General features: G+C 58.2%; 17 protein-coding genes. 6 read left to right on the top strand and 11 right to left on the bottom strand.

The genetic code is table 11. The annotated features are described in order from the left end of the window. Positions 1 to 2 precede the first annotated feature (2 nt). From SK62_RS00615 to SK62_RS00640, 6 genes are all read right to left on the bottom strand, one after another. On the bottom strand, positions 3 to 260 hold the full coding sequence (locus SK62_RS00615; protein WP_003861263.1) for a phosphopantetheine-binding protein: 258 nt from the start codon (positions 258 to 260) through the stop codon (positions 3 to 5). Then, on the bottom strand, positions 241 to 1,056 hold the full coding sequence (locus SK62_RS00620; protein ID WP_017384118.1) for a lysophospholipid acyltransferase family protein: 816 nt from the start codon (positions 1,054 to 1,056) through the stop codon (positions 241 to 243). The genes SK62_RS00615 and SK62_RS00620 overlap by 20 nt, the downstream gene beginning before the upstream one ends. After that, positions 1,053 to 1,775: a beta-ketoacyl synthase chain length factor gene (locus SK62_RS00625; RefSeq protein ID WP_017384119.1), complete on the bottom strand. Its 723-nt coding sequence runs from the start codon at positions 1,773 to 1,775 to the stop codon at positions 1,053 to 1,055. Before SK62_RS00625 ends, SK62_RS00620 begins: the two co-directional genes overlap by 4 nt. A 125-nt stretch (positions 1,776 to 1,900) precedes the next feature. Further along, the gene (locus SK62_RS00630; RefSeq protein WP_003861270.1) at positions 1,901 to 2,950 is read right to left on the bottom strand and encodes an AI-2E family transporter; all 1,050 of its coding nucleotides are present in this window, start codon (positions 2,948 to 2,950) and stop codon (positions 1,901 to 1,903) included. A gap of 135 nt (positions 2,951 to 3,085) precedes the next feature. Beyond that, positions 3,086 to 3,643 carry a DcrB family lipoprotein gene (locus tag SK62_RS00635; RefSeq protein WP_003861272.1) on the bottom strand — a complete coding sequence of 186 codons (558 nt, stop codon included), beginning with the start codon at positions 3,641 to 3,643 and terminating at the stop codon, positions 3,086 to 3,088. Positions 3,644 to 3,715: 72 nt separating this feature from the next. Beyond that, positions 3,716 to 4,381, bottom strand: coding sequence for a 7-cyano-7-deazaguanine/7-aminomethyl-7-deazaguanine transporter (locus tag SK62_RS00640; protein ID WP_003861274.1), 666 nt, complete (start codon positions 4,379 to 4,381; stop codon positions 3,716 to 3,718). Between the two features lie 169 nt (positions 4,382 to 4,550). On the opposite strand from SK62_RS00640, the gene tusA reads away from it, so the two are divergent. The 4 genes from tusA to SK62_RS00660 all read left to right on the top strand — a co-directional run bounded on the left by tusA (position 4,551) and on the right by SK62_RS00660 (position 7,817). Next, positions 4,551 to 4,793 carry a sulfurtransferase TusA gene (gene tusA, locus SK62_RS00645; protein ID WP_017693840.1) on the top strand — a complete coding sequence of 81 codons (243 nt, stop codon included), beginning with the start codon at positions 4,551 to 4,553 and terminating at the stop codon, positions 4,791 to 4,793. Positions 4,794 to 5,026: 233 nt separating this feature from the next. Then, positions 5,027 to 5,998, top strand: a complete 972-nt coding sequence (locus SK62_RS00650) for a TRAP transporter substrate-binding protein (protein WP_015571483.1) — start codon at positions 5,027 to 5,029, stop codon at positions 5,996 to 5,998. 12 nt (positions 5,999 to 6,010) lie between these two features. Then, positions 6,011 to 6,520 (top strand): TRAP transporter small permease, encoded by a 510-nt coding sequence (locus tag SK62_RS00655; protein ID WP_047718899.1) that lies wholly within the window; start codon positions 6,011 to 6,013, stop codon positions 6,518 to 6,520. Between the two features lie 10 nt (positions 6,521 to 6,530). Next, positions 6,531 to 7,817, top strand: a complete 1,287-nt coding sequence (locus tag SK62_RS00660) for a TRAP transporter large permease (RefSeq protein WP_015571481.1) — start codon at positions 6,531 to 6,533, stop codon at positions 7,815 to 7,817. 99 nt (positions 7,818 to 7,916) lie between these two features. Here SK62_RS00660 and zntA read toward each other — a convergent pair whose 3' ends face one another. Both zntA and SK62_RS00670 read right to left on the bottom strand, forming a co-directional pair. Further along, the gene (gene zntA, locus SK62_RS00665) at positions 7,917 to 10,088 is read right to left on the bottom strand and encodes a Zn(II)/Cd(II)/Pb(II) translocating P-type ATPase ZntA (RefSeq protein ID WP_045614170.1); all 2,172 of its coding nucleotides are present in this window, start codon (positions 10,086 to 10,088) and stop codon (positions 7,917 to 7,919) included. 76 nt (positions 10,089 to 10,164) lie between these two features. Beyond that, positions 10,165 to 10,791, bottom strand: coding sequence for a lysoplasmalogenase (locus tag SK62_RS00670; protein WP_003861515.1), 627 nt, complete (start codon positions 10,789 to 10,791; stop codon positions 10,165 to 10,167). A gap of 129 nt (positions 10,792 to 10,920) precedes the next feature. Here SK62_RS00670 and SK62_RS00675 point away from each other — a divergent pair, with 129 nt between their 5' ends. Beyond that, complete coding sequence (locus tag SK62_RS00675) at positions 10,921 to 11,280, top strand: DUF2500 domain-containing protein (RefSeq protein WP_017384123.1); 360 nt, start codon at positions 10,921 to 10,923, stop codon at positions 11,278 to 11,280. Between the two features lie 81 nt (positions 11,281 to 11,361). Here the strand turns inward: SK62_RS00675 and SK62_RS00680 are convergent, their stop codons facing one another. The 3 genes from SK62_RS00680 to rsmD form a co-directional block, all read right to left on the bottom strand. Beyond that, positions 11,362 to 12,516: an IS481 family transposase gene (locus SK62_RS00680; protein ID WP_080346137.1), complete on the bottom strand. Its 1,155-nt coding sequence runs from the start codon at positions 12,514 to 12,516 to the stop codon at positions 11,362 to 11,364. 100 nt (positions 12,517 to 12,616) lie between these two features. Continuing rightward, on the bottom strand, positions 12,617 to 12,898 hold the full coding sequence (locus SK62_RS00685; protein WP_015571478.1) for a DUF1145 family protein: 282 nt from the start codon (positions 12,896 to 12,898) through the stop codon (positions 12,617 to 12,619). After that, positions 12,882 to 13,484, bottom strand: a complete 603-nt coding sequence (rsmD, locus tag SK62_RS00690) for a 16S rRNA (guanine(966)-N(2))-methyltransferase (RefSeq protein ID WP_015571477.1) — start codon at positions 13,482 to 13,484, stop codon at positions 12,882 to 12,884. The genes SK62_RS00685 and rsmD overlap by 17 nt, the downstream gene beginning before the upstream one ends. A gap of 127 nt (positions 13,485 to 13,611) precedes the next feature. Here rsmD and ftsY point away from each other — a divergent pair, with 127 nt between their 5' ends. Further along, complete coding sequence (gene ftsY, locus SK62_RS00695) at positions 13,612 to 15,072, top strand: signal recognition particle-docking protein FtsY (protein ID WP_045347708.1); 1,461 nt, start codon at positions 13,612 to 13,614, stop codon at positions 15,070 to 15,072. Position 15,073 lies beyond the last annotated feature (1 nt).

Genomic DNA, 15,073 nt, shown 5'->3' on the forward strand with positions numbered 1-15,073 from the left:
TCTCAGGCGCGTTGTTGATGGATAAAAGCCGCGAGCGTGGCAACGGAATAGAAGTGCTGACGCATCTCGTCACTTTCGGCAGAAAGCACTACGCCGTACTGATTTTTTACCGCCAGACCCAGCTCAAGGGCGTCGATTGAGTCCAGACCGAGACCGTCGCCAAAGAGCGCGGCGTCTGTATCAATATCCTCTGGGGTAAGTTCTTCCAGATTCAGCGTAGAGATAATGAGATTCTTAATTTCAAGATAGAGCGCTTGCATCTTTCGTTCCTGACAAAGATTGAAGACCGGTTGTTAACTGATGCTGCATATGCCGGTTTAACTGCCTTGCTGCCAGCGCGGGTTCGTGCTGACTCGCATCATAAAAATCATGAATGTTGATGCGTTCGCGAACATCCACGGTGAAAACAGGTTTGTTGGGGGGCACGTTATACCAGCTGCTCTGTTTATCCAGCATCCGTTCACTACAGTGGATCACCACCACGCGCACGGCGCTGTTGCAGCGAACGGCGATATTTGCCGCCCCACGTTGCAGGGTCATGGCTTCCCCCACCCGGGTGCGGGTGCCTTCAGGGAAGATAAGCAGGGTGTCGCCCTGGGCCAGACGCAGCTGGCTTGCGGCAAGCAGCGTGTCGGCTTCGCTGTTAATCAGATAGTCAGCCGCGCGGATCACGCCGCTGACGAACGGGTTACGCAGCAACGCGCTTTTCACCAGACAGTCGGTTTCGTTCATCACCGACGCCAGCAGAACGTAGTCCAGCAGCGAGGGATGATTCGCAATCACCAGACAGCCCCGCTCGGCGCGCAGAACGTCCAGGTTGTTGAAACGGTAATCCAGTACCCCTGCACCGCGTACCACCGCGAGGAACAGGCGAAAACTGGCAGAAATAGTGCGGCGTGCCAGGCGGCGACGTTGAGTGCGGTCGCGCTGGAAAATCAGCAGCAGGTTAAACCACACCAGCGACAGCGTCAGCCCGCCGAGGCCGAACAGGACGAAACACAATCCGGTCATCAGCATCCGCCATACCCGATCGAGGCGGGAACGTAACCCTCTCATTGGCGCGTCCATTGCCACAGCAGGCGCTCGCCCGGCAGGGTAAACTGGCGCTCGTCCCGCAGGTAATGGCGCAGGAACTGGAGGCTTTGCGGCAGCGCGGGCTCTTCAGGCGTGCGGTTGACGTGCGTTTCACAGCTGAGCGTATTTCCCGCCTCAATCACCAGCGCCAGCGCGTAGGGCCAGACGGGCATCTGCGGCGGCAGCCCGGCGTGATAAAAATCAGGCAGCAGACCGTCGAAATCCACCAGCAACACGCGGGAGTAGCCCGCATGCAGCAGGCTCAGCACGTCGCACAAGCTCTGCTGGAAGGTATCCATACCGGCGGAAACCGACGAAGAGACAACAGGCTGACGCGCGGCGATAGTGAGATTGCCGACCGCCGAGTTGTGTACCGACATGGCAAAATCGGTGGGGGAAACGGGCTGTTCTGCCGCCAGGGCCTGGAGAATACGGAAATTGCGCTCCAGCTCCCCATGACGGCTGCTGTAGACGACGGCATCGATGCGGTGTTTGCGCAGCATCATCAGGCCAAGATCGACGGCCAGCCTGCTGCCTGAATTCAGGCGGCGGGCGGTCATCATCGGCAGATCGGTCAGTTTCGCCAGCGGTGCAGCGGGATCGATGGCGTCAGACCGGCGTGACCATGCCTGCCATTCGTCGGCATCGCTGAGTCCTGGCGCTCTTGCCTGCCAGTCGATAAGGGTAAGTGTAAATTTCATCTACGCGCGTCCGCGATAAACCTGTTTCTGTGACTTTTTCTTCGCCAGCGCGATTTGCTGCGCACATCGTACAATGTTGTCGTCGCGCTGGCGAATAAACGTCACTTTTGACCCTTTCCACCCGGTTATCCCGGCAAACGGCTTTTTGGCCGACCCGGACCCAGAAGAATGGCGAGTTTACTGCCTCCTTTCGTGGTTTCCATCCAGATTTTACAGACGCTGGTGAGCGGCACGGAGAGCAGCATGCCCACCGGACCCAGCAGCCATCCCCAGATCAGTAACGATAAAAACACCACCATCGTCGACATGCCCAGACGATGGCCCATCATGCGCGGCTCGAGAATGTTACCCAGCACCATATGCACGACAAGGAACAGCGCCCCTACCAGCATGCACTCATAAAAACCGTTAAACAGGAACGCCTGGATCATCGGCGGAACGGCGGAAAGCACCGCGCCGATATTGGGTACGTAGTTTAGTAAAAAGGCCAGCACGCCCCACATCAGCGCGAACTGCACGTCCAGCAGTACCAGCCCCAGCCAGACGATCACGCCGGTCCACAGGCTTAACAGCGTTTTCAGCGCCAGATATTTGGATACGCCCTTCAGCGCGCGGTGCAAGCCGGCAATGTGGATCTGAGGATTGTTCAGGGCAAAACGCAGTTTATACGGCACGTGGCGCACTTCGAACAGCATAAACACCACCGTCATCACCAGCAGCAGAATGCTGGCCATTGCCCCGGAAAGCCCGGTCATCAACGTGGTGGCGTAGGTCATCACCTTCTCGGAATCCATCCGACGCAGCATCCGTTCCGGTGAGATATGCAGATTCACGAACGGCAACATGCGCTGAAGATCGACCAGCTTGCGCGTCAGCTCTTTATTGTACTGCGGCAGCATGGTGGAAAATTCGCTCAGCGAGGCGGCGAGCACGCCGAACAGCGCCGTCAGGACAACCAGCATCACCATCACCACAATGGTAATCGCGACCGGGCGGCTGATGCCCCGGCGTAAAAACCATGTCACCAGCGGGTTGAGCACAATGGCGAAAAACAGCGCCAGCAGAAGCTGAACAATGATATCCGCCGCCGCGTGGATACCCGCAAGGATAACCACCAAACAGGCAAGTTTTAATAAAATATGAAGTCCGGCTTTGTCGGGCGGGCTGGCAGTCATAAGAATTCCTTTTTCCGGGGGGCGTGTTAATTGTAGTGCGCCGGATGGGCTTCGTCTGGCGTGTTAGTCTGAAAGTCGTGGCAAAAAAATGGCCCCCGGCGCAAGCGACGGAGGCCACGGCATCCTGGTGAACGATTACTGGATCACGAGGGTGTTAATGATGTTTTCAGCGGCGGTCTGCGCTTTCTGCTGATTGTCTGCCGGCAGGGTGATCTGCATGGTCAGCAGTTTATTGTCCACCTTGCCGAGCACCACGGAGGAGTAGGCGGTCTGGCCTTTGGCAGAGATGATGCTGTCCAGCTGTTGCAGCGTGTGGCCTTTCAGTTCAACAGACTTGTTGGTGACCACCTGAAGCTGCGGGTCGCGGCTGCGCTGCTGATCTTCCAGGCGTTTGGCCAGCACGCCCAGATCTTCGCTGGTATCGTCACCGACGATCACAATCACCGCTTTTTGGCCGGTGGCATCGGAATAGACGTGCATGTTGTTCGCCTGGGTACCCAGCTTACCGCTCTGGTCGGTCATGTCCGCAGGCAGAGAGAAACTGAGTTTGCCATCCATCAGGCTCACCGGCTGACCGGTGGCGTTGCTTTCTGCTGACGCGCCCTGAGCAGGCGTTTTGGTGTCGCTGTTATCACAGGCTGCAAGGCCAACAACCAGCAGGCCAATCCCGACATATTTAACCAGATTGCGCATTGACTTCTTCCTTTCGATAAACGGCCATAACGGCTCATTCGTTCATCTTATCACAACTGATAAAGCGAACCCTTAACCTGCCTGCAATGCGGAGATTTCAGATTTATCTGCCAGCCTTTTCAGCAGCATATTCAACAGCACGCCGTACATCGGCAGGAAGAAAACCAGGCTGATAAGCACCTTAAAGGCGTAGTCCACCAGAGCGATTTCCATCCAGTGTTCTGCCATGAAGGCGTCCGGGCTGCGCCAGAAGGCGATGAAGAAGAAGGCCAGCGTATCGCTCACGTTACCGAACAGCGTGGAGGCCGTTGGTGCCATCCACCAGCGATGGTTTTGACGCAGGCGGTTAAACACGTGGACATCGAGGATCTGCCCCAGGGCATAAGCCATAAAGCTGGCGGTGGCAATACGCGCGACGAACAGGTTGAAGTGCGTCAGCGCTTCGAAGCCCTGCCAGCTGCCCATGTAAAACAGCGAGGAGATGGCGTAGGAGACAAACAGTGCCGGGATCATCACCGCAAAAATAATCCGCCGCGCCAGCGGTGCGCCAAAAATACGCACGGTTAAATCCGTCGCGAGGAAAATAAACGGGAAACTGAACGCGCCCCAGGTGGTATGGAAACCAAAAATGGAGATGGGGAGCTGTACCAGATAGTTACTGGAGATGATCACCAGCAGATGAAATAGCGAAAGCCAGAATAACGCCTTGACGCGCTGCGATTGTGTAAAGGAGTTCATATTGTACCTTTTTGATTAATATTTGGGGTGAGGGAACCCAATAAAGCCGCCGCATGATACTGCTTTGACGACACTTTGCAATGGCTAATTTTCACGCAATCGTTAACCTGGTTTGCATTGGCGATAGCGGGGCGTAAACTACAGCCGTTTTTACCTGAACGAGAAGAAAATGACCGACCTGTTTTCCAGCCCAGACCACACGCTTGATGCTCAGGGCCTCCGTTGCCCGGAGCCGGTAATGATGGTGCGCAAAACCGTGCGCAACATGCAGACCGGCGAAACGCTGCTGATCGTCGCTGACGACCCGGCTACCACCCGTGATATCCCCGGCTTTTGTACCTTTATGGAACATGAACTGGTGGCGCAGCAAACCGAGACCTTGCCGTACCGGTATTTGATTCGTAAGGGGTAAGTGCGGCCTGACGCCCGGCGGCGCTTCGCTTGCACGGGCCTACGGGTGTAGTAGGTCGGGTAAGGCGCAGCCGCCACCCGACAAGTACTCATCACAATTTCGAACCATCGTTTCAAAATTTCGCGCTTTTGTGAGGCGCTTCACCCTCCCTTTTCCAGCCGTAGTCTAATTTTTAAGCGTCAAAAACTAAAACACCGTTTTAACGCTTATCTCACTACCCTGGAGTTGACTCAATGAAAACGACCCTCAAGCCGTTACTGGCCGCGCTGTGCCTGTCTGCTTTTGCCTGCACCGTTTCTGCCCAGACCATCAAAGCCGCCGATGTGCATCCCGAAGGCTACCCGAACGTGGTGGCGGTTCAGCACATGGGTGAAAAACTCAAACAACAAACCGATGGCAAGCTGGAGATTAAGGTCTTCCCCGGCGGCGTGCTGGGGGATGAAAAGCAGATGATTGAGCAGGCGCAGATGGGGGCGATCGACATGATCCGCGTCTCTATGGCGCCGGTGGCTGCCATTCTGCCGGATATCGAAGTGTTTACGCTGCCCTACGTATTCCGCGATGAAGACCACATGCACAAGGTGATCGACGGGGATATCGGCAAGCAGATCGGCGACAAACTCACCGCCAACCCGAAATCGCGTCTGGTCTTCCTTGGCTGGATGGATTCCGGCACCCGTAACCTGATCACCAAAGAGCCGATCGTCAAACCGGACGATCTGAAAGGGAAGAAAATCCGCGTGCAGGGCAGCCCGGTGGCGCTGGCCACGCTGAAAGCGATGGGGGCGAACTCGGTGGCGATGGGCGTCAGCGAGGTTTACAGCGGCATGCAGACCGGGGTGATCGACGGCGCGGAGAACAACCCGCCAACCTTTATCGCCCACAACTATATGCCGGTCGCCAAAAACTACACGCTGAGCGGCCACTTCATCACCCCGGAAATGCTGCTCTATTCCAAAGTGAAATGGGACAAGCTCAGCGCTGACGAACAGCAAAAGATCCTGGTGCTGGCCCGCGAAGCGCAGTTCGAGCAGCGCAAGCTGTGGAATGCGTATAACGACCAGGCGCTGGCGAAAATGAAGGCCGGCGGGGTGCAGTTCCACGACATCGATAAAACGGTGTTTATCAAGGCGACAGAGCCGGTGCGCGCGCAGTATGGCGATAAGCATCAGGATCTGATGAAAGCCATCGCTGACGTCCAGTAAACCGGAGTACGTATGTCCGAACTCTACCTGAAGTGGATGGACCGTCTGTACCTGTTCGCCATGGCGGTGGCAGGTATTTCGCTGTTGGTGATGACGATTGTCATCCCCATCGGCATTTTTTCACGCTACGTGCTTAATCGCGGCGAATCCTGGCCGGAGCCGATCGCCATTATCTGCATGGTGACGTTTACCTTTATCGGCGCGGCGGTGAGCTACCGCGCCGGGTCGCATATTGCGGTCAACATGCTCACCGACCGCCTGCCCGCGTCGCTGCAAAGAGTGTGCGCGCGGATGGTGGATCTGCTGATGCTGCTGATTTCAGCCCTGATGTGCTGGTACAGCTACTGGCTGTGCGTCGAGCTGTGGGAGCAGCCGGTGGCGGAGTTTCCGCTTCTGACCTCCGGCGAAAGCTATCTGCCGCTACCTGTCGGGTCGGCCATTTTGATCCTGTTTGTGCTTGAACGCCTGCTGTTTGGCTCGCAGGAAAACCGTCCGGTCGTGCTGATCGGCAATCACAGTTAAGGGGTGAACAATGGATGCGTTTGTTTTGTTATTCACCCTCGCCATTTTGCTGGCGCTGGGGATGCCGGTGGCCTTCGCCGTCGGCTTAAGCGCCGTGGCGGGCGCGCTGTGGATTGACCTGCCGCTGGAGGCGCTGATGATCCAGATCACCAGCGGGGTGAATAAATTTACCCTGCTGGCGATCCCGTTCTTCATTCTTGCCGGGGCGATCATGGCGGAAGGGGGCATTGCCCGACGGCTGGTCAACTTCGCGTACGTTTTTGTCGGCTTTATTCGCGGCGGGCTGTCGCTGGTGAACATCGTGGCATCAACGTTCTTCGGCGCGATTTCCGGCTCGTCGGTGGCGGATACGGCGTCTATCGGCAGCGTGATGATCCCGGAGATGGAGAAGAAGGGCTATCCGCGCGAATACGCGGCGGCGGTGACGGCCAGCGGGTCGGTGCAGGCGATCCTGATCCCGCCCAGCCACAACTCGGTGATTTACTCCCTGGCGGCAGGGGGAACGGTCTCCATCGCCACGCTGTTTATCGCGGGCGTGCTGCCGGGCCTGCTGCTGGGCGTGAGCCTGATGGTGCTCTGCCTGTGCTTCGCCCGCAAGCGCGGCTATCCGAAAGGGGACAAAATCCCGTTCAGGCAGGCGCTGAAAATCATGCTCGATGCCCTGTGGGGGCTGATGACGGTGGTGATTATCCTCGGCGGGATCTTGTCCGGGATATTCACGGCGACCGAATCTGCCGCCGTGGCCTGCCTGTGGGCGTTCTTCGTCACCATGTTCATTTACCGCGATTACAAGTGGAATGAACTGCCGAAGCTGATGTGCCGCACGGTGAAAACCGTCACCATCGTGATGATTTTGATTGGCTTTGCCGCGGCGTTTGGCGCGGTAATGACCTACATGCAGCTGCCGATGCGCATCACCGAATTCTTCACGTCGCTGTCCGATAACAAATACGTGATCCTCATGTACCTCAACATCATGCTGCTGCTGATTGGCACGCTAATGGACATGGCGCCGATCATCCTGATCCTGACCCCGGTACTGCTGCCGGTGACCAACTCGCTGGGGATCGATCCGGTGCATTTCGGAATGATCATGATGGTGAACCTGGGGATTGGGCTGATCACGCCGCCGGTCGGGTCGGTGCTGTTCGTGGCGAGCGCGGTAAGTAAGCAGAAGATCGAGCACGTGGTGCGGGCGATGCTGCCGTTTTACGGTATGTTGCTGGTAGTGCTGGGGATGGTGACATACATCCCGGCGATATCATTGTGGTTGCCGGGGGTGCTAGGGATGCAGTGACGCCGTTTTATGCCGGGTGGCGGCTACGCCTTACCCGGCCTACGGTTACGGTTCGGAGATGTTGTAGGCCCGGTAAGGCGTAGCCGCCACCGGGCATTTTTACCGACGGCGCAACAGCCGCAACGCGTTCGCCGTCACCAGCACCGTCGCCCCCGTATCCGCCAGTACCGCCAGCCACAGTCCGGTCATACCGAGCAGCGTGGTGACCAGGAAAATCCCCTTCAGACCCAGCGCAATGCCGATGTTCTGCCGAATATTGGCCCGCGTCGCCCGCGCAAGATCTATCATCTGCGCCAGCCCGGTCAGGCGGTTGTGCGTCAGCGCCGCGTCGGCGGTCTCCAGCGCCACGTCGGTGCCGCTACCCATCGCAATGCCGATGGTGGAAGCCTTCATTGCCGGGGCATCGTTTATCCCGTCCCCGACCATCGCCAGCGGGGCATGACCGTTCAGCTCGGTTACCGCGCTGACTTTATCCGCAGGCAACAATCCGGCCTTAAACGCCAGCCCCAGCTCACCGGCAATCGCCGCCGCCGCGCGCGGGTTATCACCGGTCAGGATCACGCCCTGTATCCCCAGCCTGTGCAGCGCGTCGACGGCGTCTTTCGCATCGTCACGCAGGGTGTCGCGCAGCGCCAGCATGCCCATCGGCACACCGTCCTGCATCACGGCAACAACCGTCTGCCCGGCCTGCTCTAATGCCTCAACCTGTGGATTCGCGAACGCGCCTGCTGCGGCGATCAGCACTTTTTTGCCTTCGACCACAGCCTCAATCCCTGACCCGACCAGCGCTCGCTGAGCGGTTGCCGGAGGGATGTTCAACCCGCGCGACTGCGCTTCACGCACAATCGCCTGCGCCAGAGGGTGGGTGGAACCCTGCTCCACGGCAGCGGCCAGCGTCAGCAGGGCGTCTTCACTGATGTCCTGCGGATACACGCCGGTTACCTGCGGCTTGCCGACGGTCAGCGTGCCGGTTTTATCGAAGGCGATGTGCTGAATCTGGCTCAGCTGCTCCAGCGCCGCGCCGCCCTTAATCAGCGCCCCGCGACGTGCCGCCGCCGCCAGCCCTGAGGTAATCGCCGCCGGGGTGGAGATCACCAGCGCACACGGACAGCCGATCAGCAGCAGCGTCAGCCCTTTGTAAATCCAGCCCTCCCACGGCGCGCCGAAGAACAGCGGCGGGACGACGGTGACCAGCAGCGCCACCAGCATGATGGCGGGGGTGTAAATCCGGCTGAAGCGATCGATAAAGCGTTCTACCGGCGCGCGGCGCTCCTCGGCCTCTTCAATCAGCCTGAGGATGCGGTCGATGGCGCTGTCGCCCGGTTCGGAAAGGACCGTCAGCAGCACCAGCCGGTCGACGCTGGTGGCGCCCGCAGGCACCTTTTCGCCTGCCGCACGCTCCACCGGAATGGATTCCCCGGTTAGGGCGCTTTCGTCAAAGCTCGCGGTGGCGGTAACAAGGACCCCATCGGCTGGCAGACGTCCGCCTGCGGGCACTTCAATCACGTCGCCCGGGCGCAGGGTGTTGATGGCGACTGTTTCACGAGTACCGTTTATCACGCGCGTGGCGGTTTCCGGCTTTAGCGCCATCAGCGCGCTCACCCCTTTGCGCGCCCGGCTCGCCGCCCAGCCCTCAAGGCGTTCGCCGATCAGGAACAGCAGCAGCACCATCGCCGCTTCCGCCGTCGCGCCAATAAACAGCGCCCCGATAGCCGCCACGCTCATCAGCGTTTCAATGGCAAACCAGCTGCCGCTTCTCATCAGACGCAGCGCCTGACGCGCAATCGGGAACAGGCCAACCAGCGTGGTGGCGATAAACGCCAGGTTGCCGAACGGGTGGTTGAACTGCTCCAGCCCCCAGCTCAGGGCCATCATGATGATGAGGGTGATAAGGGGCAGATTTTCTTTTAGCGGGGACGTTTTTTCTGCGGGCGTCGTTTCGCTGCGCAGGGTATAACCCGCTTTGCTGACGGCGGCTTCAACCTGTCTGCTGACGTCGTTTTCGGCGCTGACCAGCAGCTTTTCGGTAGCGAACAGCACCTGAACGTGGTTCACACCCGGCACCTGCTTCACCGCATTTTCCACTTTGCGGGCGCAGGCCGCGCAGTCCATGCCGTTGACCACCCAGCTGTAGTGATTGCCGTTTTCAGGCAGCGCTTCGGTCCGGGTTTCGCACGCGCCCTCGCAGCAGCAGTCCTCTTTTGGCGGAACCGGGCTGAGCTTAAGTGCCGAGAATTGGGGAACTTTTTTAGGTATTTCTGGAGTCGACATGGCAGTCTCCGGTAATGATAATTTTCTCATTAACCGCAGCATACACTCTGGAGTCGACTCCAGAGTCAAGCGTTATTTAGATATACAGCGAACGCACAATCAGGAAGTGTCCGGCAAAGTAACAGGCGGCGGAAATCGCATTATCCGCACGGAAGCGGCGGCGATAGTGGCTGCCCAGCCAGACGATATTACCCAACAGCAACAGTGCGGCACCGAAGAACGCAGACATTGCCGGAGCGGTCGGACGGAAGAACCACAGCTCGCCCGCCAGCCACACCATCACCAGCGTCATGGCGATAAACGTACAGACCGGGAGACGCATCTCTTCCAGACGCGACCAGATCACCGCGATCAGCAGGGCGCCAATCACCAGCAGCACCAGCGGCAGCGGCCAGAAGAAGGAGAGCGTCATCTGGCTGGCAAAGTAGATGGTATAGAGCAGATGCGACAGGAAGAACGCCCCCACGGCGTACAGCAGGCGCTGGCGCGGCAGCAGGGTTAAGGCATCGCCAATCAGGGAAGCACACAGCCCCGCGAGGACAAGATAGCTAACGGCGTTAAACATCGGGGCCTGCCAGGCAAGCAACAGCAGGAGTAATAGCGTGACGGGTTTAAACAACCAGCGCTGCCAGGCTGGGCCACGGTAGGACGCATCGACGTAAAGCCATGCGGAAAAACAGACAGCGATAAATGACCAAAGCATATTAACTCCCTGTAACTGTTGAGGCTGAATGATCAGTTCCTGATCCAGTGTAGTGACGCGAGCGGGCGTTTGGCAATGCCGGGGCAGGCGAGGTATCCTGAATTCCGCATAATCTGATGGGACTTTTCAATGAGCAAGATGCCGCTGTTTTTCATTATCGTGGTGGCGATTATCGTCATTGCCGCCTCGTTTCGCTTCGTGCAGCAGCGCCGTGAGAAGGCCGACAATGACGCCGCGCCGCTGATGCAAAAGCGCGTGGTGGTGACGAACAAGCGTGAGAAGCCGCTTAACGACCGCCGCTCCCGCCAGCAGCAGGTGACGCCAGCGGGCACAACGATGCGCTATGAAGCGAGCTTTAAGCCGGAAACCGGCGGGCTGGAGATGACCTTCCGCCTGGAGGCGCAGCAGTACCACCAGCTGACGGTGGGGGAGAAAGGCACGCTGAGTTACAAAGGGTCGCGGTTTGAAGGATTTGAACCGGAGCTGTAATTTTCCCCTCACCCCGGCCCTCTCCCACTGTACAGTCCGGGGACATGGTAGACAGGTGTTCGGGGACATGGTGAACACTTTTTAACATCCTTTACCCATGATGATCGACTTTTTCTTCAGGTCGATCATCCCCACTTTCGTGCTGTACCACCATACTTCATAGCAGCCGTCCTCCTGTGTCTCCCTCAGCCCCACACGCTCTCCCCTGAAGGCCTTCCCTGCGTTCAGACTGATACCCTGTATGCTCAGCTTCCCGCTGATATCCACCTTCCTGACCACCACGCCTTCATCGTACTCCGGTGGGGGTGTGCCGGCGCGGTACTGCCGCGCAGACGGCTGGTATCTCGAGGCCGGTACTGCCATGTCCAGCGCTTCATGTGGCCGTTCAAGGTTGTACACCGTCCGCCAGTGGTCGAAAGCGCGCTGCAACTCACCGCTGTCCGCGAACCATCTCTCCTGTAGCACTTCCGCCTTCAGGCTGCGGTGAAAACGCTCCAGCTTGCCCTGCGTCTGCGGATGGTAAGGCCGGGAATGGCCCACCCGGATACCGTGGCGCATCAGCCACAGCTCCAGCGCCGTCCAGGTGCCGGTGGTGTCACCCCACGGCGAGCCGTTGTCCATCGTCATCCGGTCCGGCAGGCCGTAACGCTCAAACACGCTGACCAGTTGCTGCTGCACGGTCTCGCGCCGTTCATCGGTACAGTGCGCCAGGCACAGGGAAAAACGGGAGTGGTCATCCAGCAGGGTGAGCGGATGGCAGCGGCCACCGCCAAAGGGAAAGTGGCCCTTAAAATCCATCTGCCAGAGCCTGTTCGGCGCATCGTGTTCGAAGCGGCCCGTAGCCGGAATACCGGGCGCCGTTCCCGGCAGCAGGCCATGGCGGGCCATCAGGTTATGGACGGTGCTGAAGGCAGGCATGGTGTGTCCCTGGTCTTCGAGCCAGCGCTTAATCTTGCGGGCTCCCCAGCGTTCATGACGGGCATGTGCCATGCGCAGCAGGGCAGTGATGTCGTCTGACGAGCGGTTCGGGGAATGGTGCGGTATGCGCGGGCGGTCCTGAAGGCCGGCGGCGCCTTCCTGAACCCAGCGCTGAAGCCACTTGTAGCCGGTGGCAGGGGAAATGCCGTAGTGACGGCAGAGGGAACGGATGTTCGCCCCGTCCTGCGAGGCGAACAAAACAAACTCGGTACGTAATGACATGGTATCTCTCGCATCCCAGGGCATAAGCGACTCCATAAACGGGTTCTTATGCCTTAGTTGTAAGTGTCTACCATGTCCCCGAACAAGTGTTCACTATGTCCCCGGACCGTACAGGGAGAGGGTTAGGGTGAGGGGCCTACTTCTTCACCTGCGCCTTAAACTTCTTCATCCACACCAGCAGCTCAAACACGCCGAAAATAAACACCCGCAGCTGCTGCCAGCCGGTCATCGGTGGGCCATCTTTCGGCAGGCCGTTTTTCAGCATCACCATCTGCAAGGCATGCATGAACGCGGTAAAAATCAGCGCCACGTTAATAAAGATATTCAGCGGACGCGGGAACGGGTGCACCAGATTCAAAATCAAAAATGCCCAGACGCCCAGCATCAGCACGCGCCCTACGTTAATCAGTACTGGCATCGGATCCTCCTTGTGCCTGACGGTGATACAGACGATAAGCCACCTGGCCGGCGACCTTCTCGCGGTGCAGATCCCAGTGAACGGGAACGGGCGGCAGGCCATTTTCCACTTCGCTTTCAACGTAAATCAGCGCGTCGTCTGCCAGCCAGCCATTTTTTTCCAGCAACGATAATGTCTCTTCCAGCAGCCCTTTACGGAACGGCGGGTCAACAAACACCACGTTGAACGGCGTCCCCTGTTGGGCGAGGAAGCTCAGCGTGTTGGTATTCACCACTTTCGCGTTGGTTGCCTTTAGCGTAGCCAGATTTTGCTGCAACGTCTGCGCGACGCCGCGCTCCATCTCCAGCAGCGTGGCGCTGGCGGCATAACGCGACAGCGCTTCCAGCCCCAATGCACCGCTTCCGGCGAAGCAGTCCAGGCAGTTGGCGTCTACCATAGACGGGGCGAGCCAGTTAAACAGCGTCTCGCGAACGCGGTCCGTGGTGGGGCGTAAACCGGGGCTGTCCGGCACCGGTAATTTCCGGCCTCGCCACTGACCGCCGATAATGCGAATTTGACCGGCCGGGGCGCGGGTGGGTTTCTTCATCTCAGGAAAGCTCTGTTAACCATTGCCCTGCGATTGCGGGCGGTGATGTCAATTAAGTAAAGTGTTAGACTATTTCATCATTTTTTTAGCTTCCCTGTATATAGCGCCGCGAGGAGTGTAGTCGCAGATGGCAAAACAAAAAAAACGTGGCTTCTTTTCCTGGTTGGGTTTCGGTGAAAAAGAGCAAGAAACAGAACAGAAAACCGAAGAACAGCAGGTTGTAGAAGAGCCGTCACAGCCTGAAACGCCTGTCGAAACCGCTGCGGTTGTCGAAGCGGAAGAGCCAGCCCACAGCAAAGAAGAGATTGAATCCTTTGCCGAAGAGGTGGTTGAGGTTACTGAACAGGTTCAGGAGAGCGAAAAACCAGAGCCGGTTATCGTTGAAACCCTTAACGAAGCGCCGCAGGCCACTATCGAACACGAAGAGCTGCCGCTGCCGGAAGAGGTGAAAGCTGAAGAGGTTTCTGCCGAAGAGTGGCAGGCCGAAGCGGAAACCGTTGAAATTGTTGAGGCGGTGGAAGAAGAAGCGGCCCTTGAGCCAGAGCTGACCGACGAAGAGCTGGAAGCCCAGGCGCTGGCGGCGGAAGCGGCTGAAGAAGCGGTCATCGTCGTGCCGGTGGAAGCGCAGGCCGAAGAAGAGATCGTTCAGGAGCAGGAAAAACCGACCAAAGAAGGTTTCTTTGCGCGCCTGAAGCGCAGCCTGCTCAAAACCAAAGAAAACTTAGGTTCCGGATTTATCAGTCTGTTCCGCGGCAAAAAGATCGACGACGATCTGTTTGAGGAGCTGGAAGAGCAGCTGCTGATTGCGGACGTGGGCGTGGAAACCACCCGGAAGATCATCGCCAACCTGACCGAAGGGGCGAGCCGCAAACAGCTGCGTGACGCCGAGGCGCTGTACGGCCTGCTGAAAGACGAGATGGGTGAAATTCTCGCAAAAGTTGACGAACCGCTTAATATTGAAGGCAAAATGCCGTTTGTTATCCTGATGGTTGGCGTCAACGGCGTGGGCAAAACCACCACCATCGGCAAGCTGGCGCGCCAGTTTGAGCAGCAGGGCAAATCGGTGATGCTGGCGGCGGGCGATACCTTCCGTGCGGCAGCGGTGGAACAGCTTCAGGTGTGGGGCCAGCGCAACAATATTCCGGTTATTGCTCAGCACACCGGCGCGGATTCCGCGTCCGTGATTTTCGATGCCATCCAGGCGGCGAAGTCGCGTAACGTGGACGTGCTGATTGCGGATACCGCAGGGCGTTTGCAGAACAAATCGCACCTGATGGAAGAGCTGAAGAAAATCGTTCGCGTCATGAAGAAGCTGGACGAAGATGCACCGCATGAAATTATGCTGACTATCGACGCCAGCACCGGACAGAACGCCATCAGCCAGGCGAAGCTGTTCCATGAAGCGGTAGGACTGACCGGGATCGCGCTGACCAAGCTGGACGGCACCGCGAAAGGCGGGGTGATCTTCTCCGTGGCCGACCAGTTCGGAATTCCTATCCGTTACATCGGTATGGGCGAGCGTATTGAGGATTTACGTCCGTTTAAAGCGGACGACTTTATTGAGGCACTATTTGCCCGAGAGGACTAAC

Source organism: Enterobacter sp. BIDMC109, from assembly GCF_001037885.1.
In the GTDB taxonomy this organism is placed as follows: domain Bacteria; phylum Pseudomonadota; class Gammaproteobacteria; order Enterobacterales; family Enterobacteriaceae; genus Enterobacter; species Enterobacter hormaechei_C.

Coding starts and splice junctions, on each gene's coding strand:
- SK62_RS00685 (WP_015571478.1), bottom strand. CDS start 12,898: ATGCCAGTACTGATTAACGTAGGGCGCGTGCTGATGCTGGGCGTCTGG.
- SK62_RS00635 (WP_003861272.1), bottom strand. CDS start 3,643: ATGCGCAATCTGGTTAAATATGTCGGGATTGGCCTGCTGGTTGTTGGC.
- SK62_RS00660 (WP_015571481.1), top strand. CDS start 6,531: ATGGATGCGTTTGTTTTGTTATTCACCCTCGCCATTTTGCTGGCGCTG.
- SK62_RS00680 (WP_080346137.1), bottom strand. CDS start 12,516: ATGGAGTCGCTTATGCCCTGGGATGCGAGAGATACCATGTCATTACGT.
- SK62_RS00625 (WP_017384119.1), bottom strand. CDS start 1,775: ATGAAATTTACACTTACCCTTATCGACTGGCAGGCAAGAGCGCCAGGA.
- SK62_RS00615 (WP_003861263.1), bottom strand. CDS start 260: ATGCAAGCGCTCTATCTTGAAATTAAGAATCTCATTATCTCTACGCTG.
- SK62_RS00670 (WP_003861515.1), bottom strand. CDS start 10,791: ATGCTTTGGTCATTTATCGCTGTCTGTTTTTCCGCATGGCTTTACGTC.
- SK62_RS00655 (WP_047718899.1), top strand. CDS start 6,011: ATGTCCGAACTCTACCTGAAGTGGATGGACCGTCTGTACCTGTTCGCC.
- SK62_RS00620 (WP_017384118.1), bottom strand. CDS start 1,056: ATGAGAGGGTTACGTTCCCGCCTCGATCGGGTATGGCGGATGCTGATG.
- SK62_RS00650 (WP_015571483.1), top strand. CDS start 5,027: ATGAAAACGACCCTCAAGCCGTTACTGGCCGCGCTGTGCCTGTCTGCT.
- rsmD (WP_015571477.1), bottom strand. CDS start 13,484: ATGAAGAAACCCACCCGCGCCCCGGCCGGTCAAATTCGCATTATCGGC.
- SK62_RS00675 (WP_017384123.1), top strand. CDS start 10,921: ATGAGCAAGATGCCGCTGTTTTTCATTATCGTGGTGGCGATTATCGTC.
- SK62_RS00630 (WP_003861270.1), bottom strand. CDS start 2,950: ATGACTGCCAGCCCGCCCGACAAAGCCGGACTTCATATTTTATTAAAA.
- SK62_RS00640 (WP_003861274.1), bottom strand. CDS start 4,381: ATGAACTCCTTTACACAATCGCAGCGCGTCAAGGCGTTATTCTGGCTT.
- zntA (WP_045614170.1), bottom strand. CDS start 10,088: ATGTCGACTCCAGAAATACCTAAAAAAGTTCCCCAATTCTCGGCACTT.
- tusA (WP_017693840.1), top strand. CDS start 4,551: ATGACCGACCTGTTTTCCAGCCCAGACCACACGCTTGATGCTCAGGGC.
- ftsY (WP_045347708.1), top strand. CDS start 13,612: ATGGCAAAACAAAAAAAACGTGGCTTCTTTTCCTGGTTGGGTTTCGGT.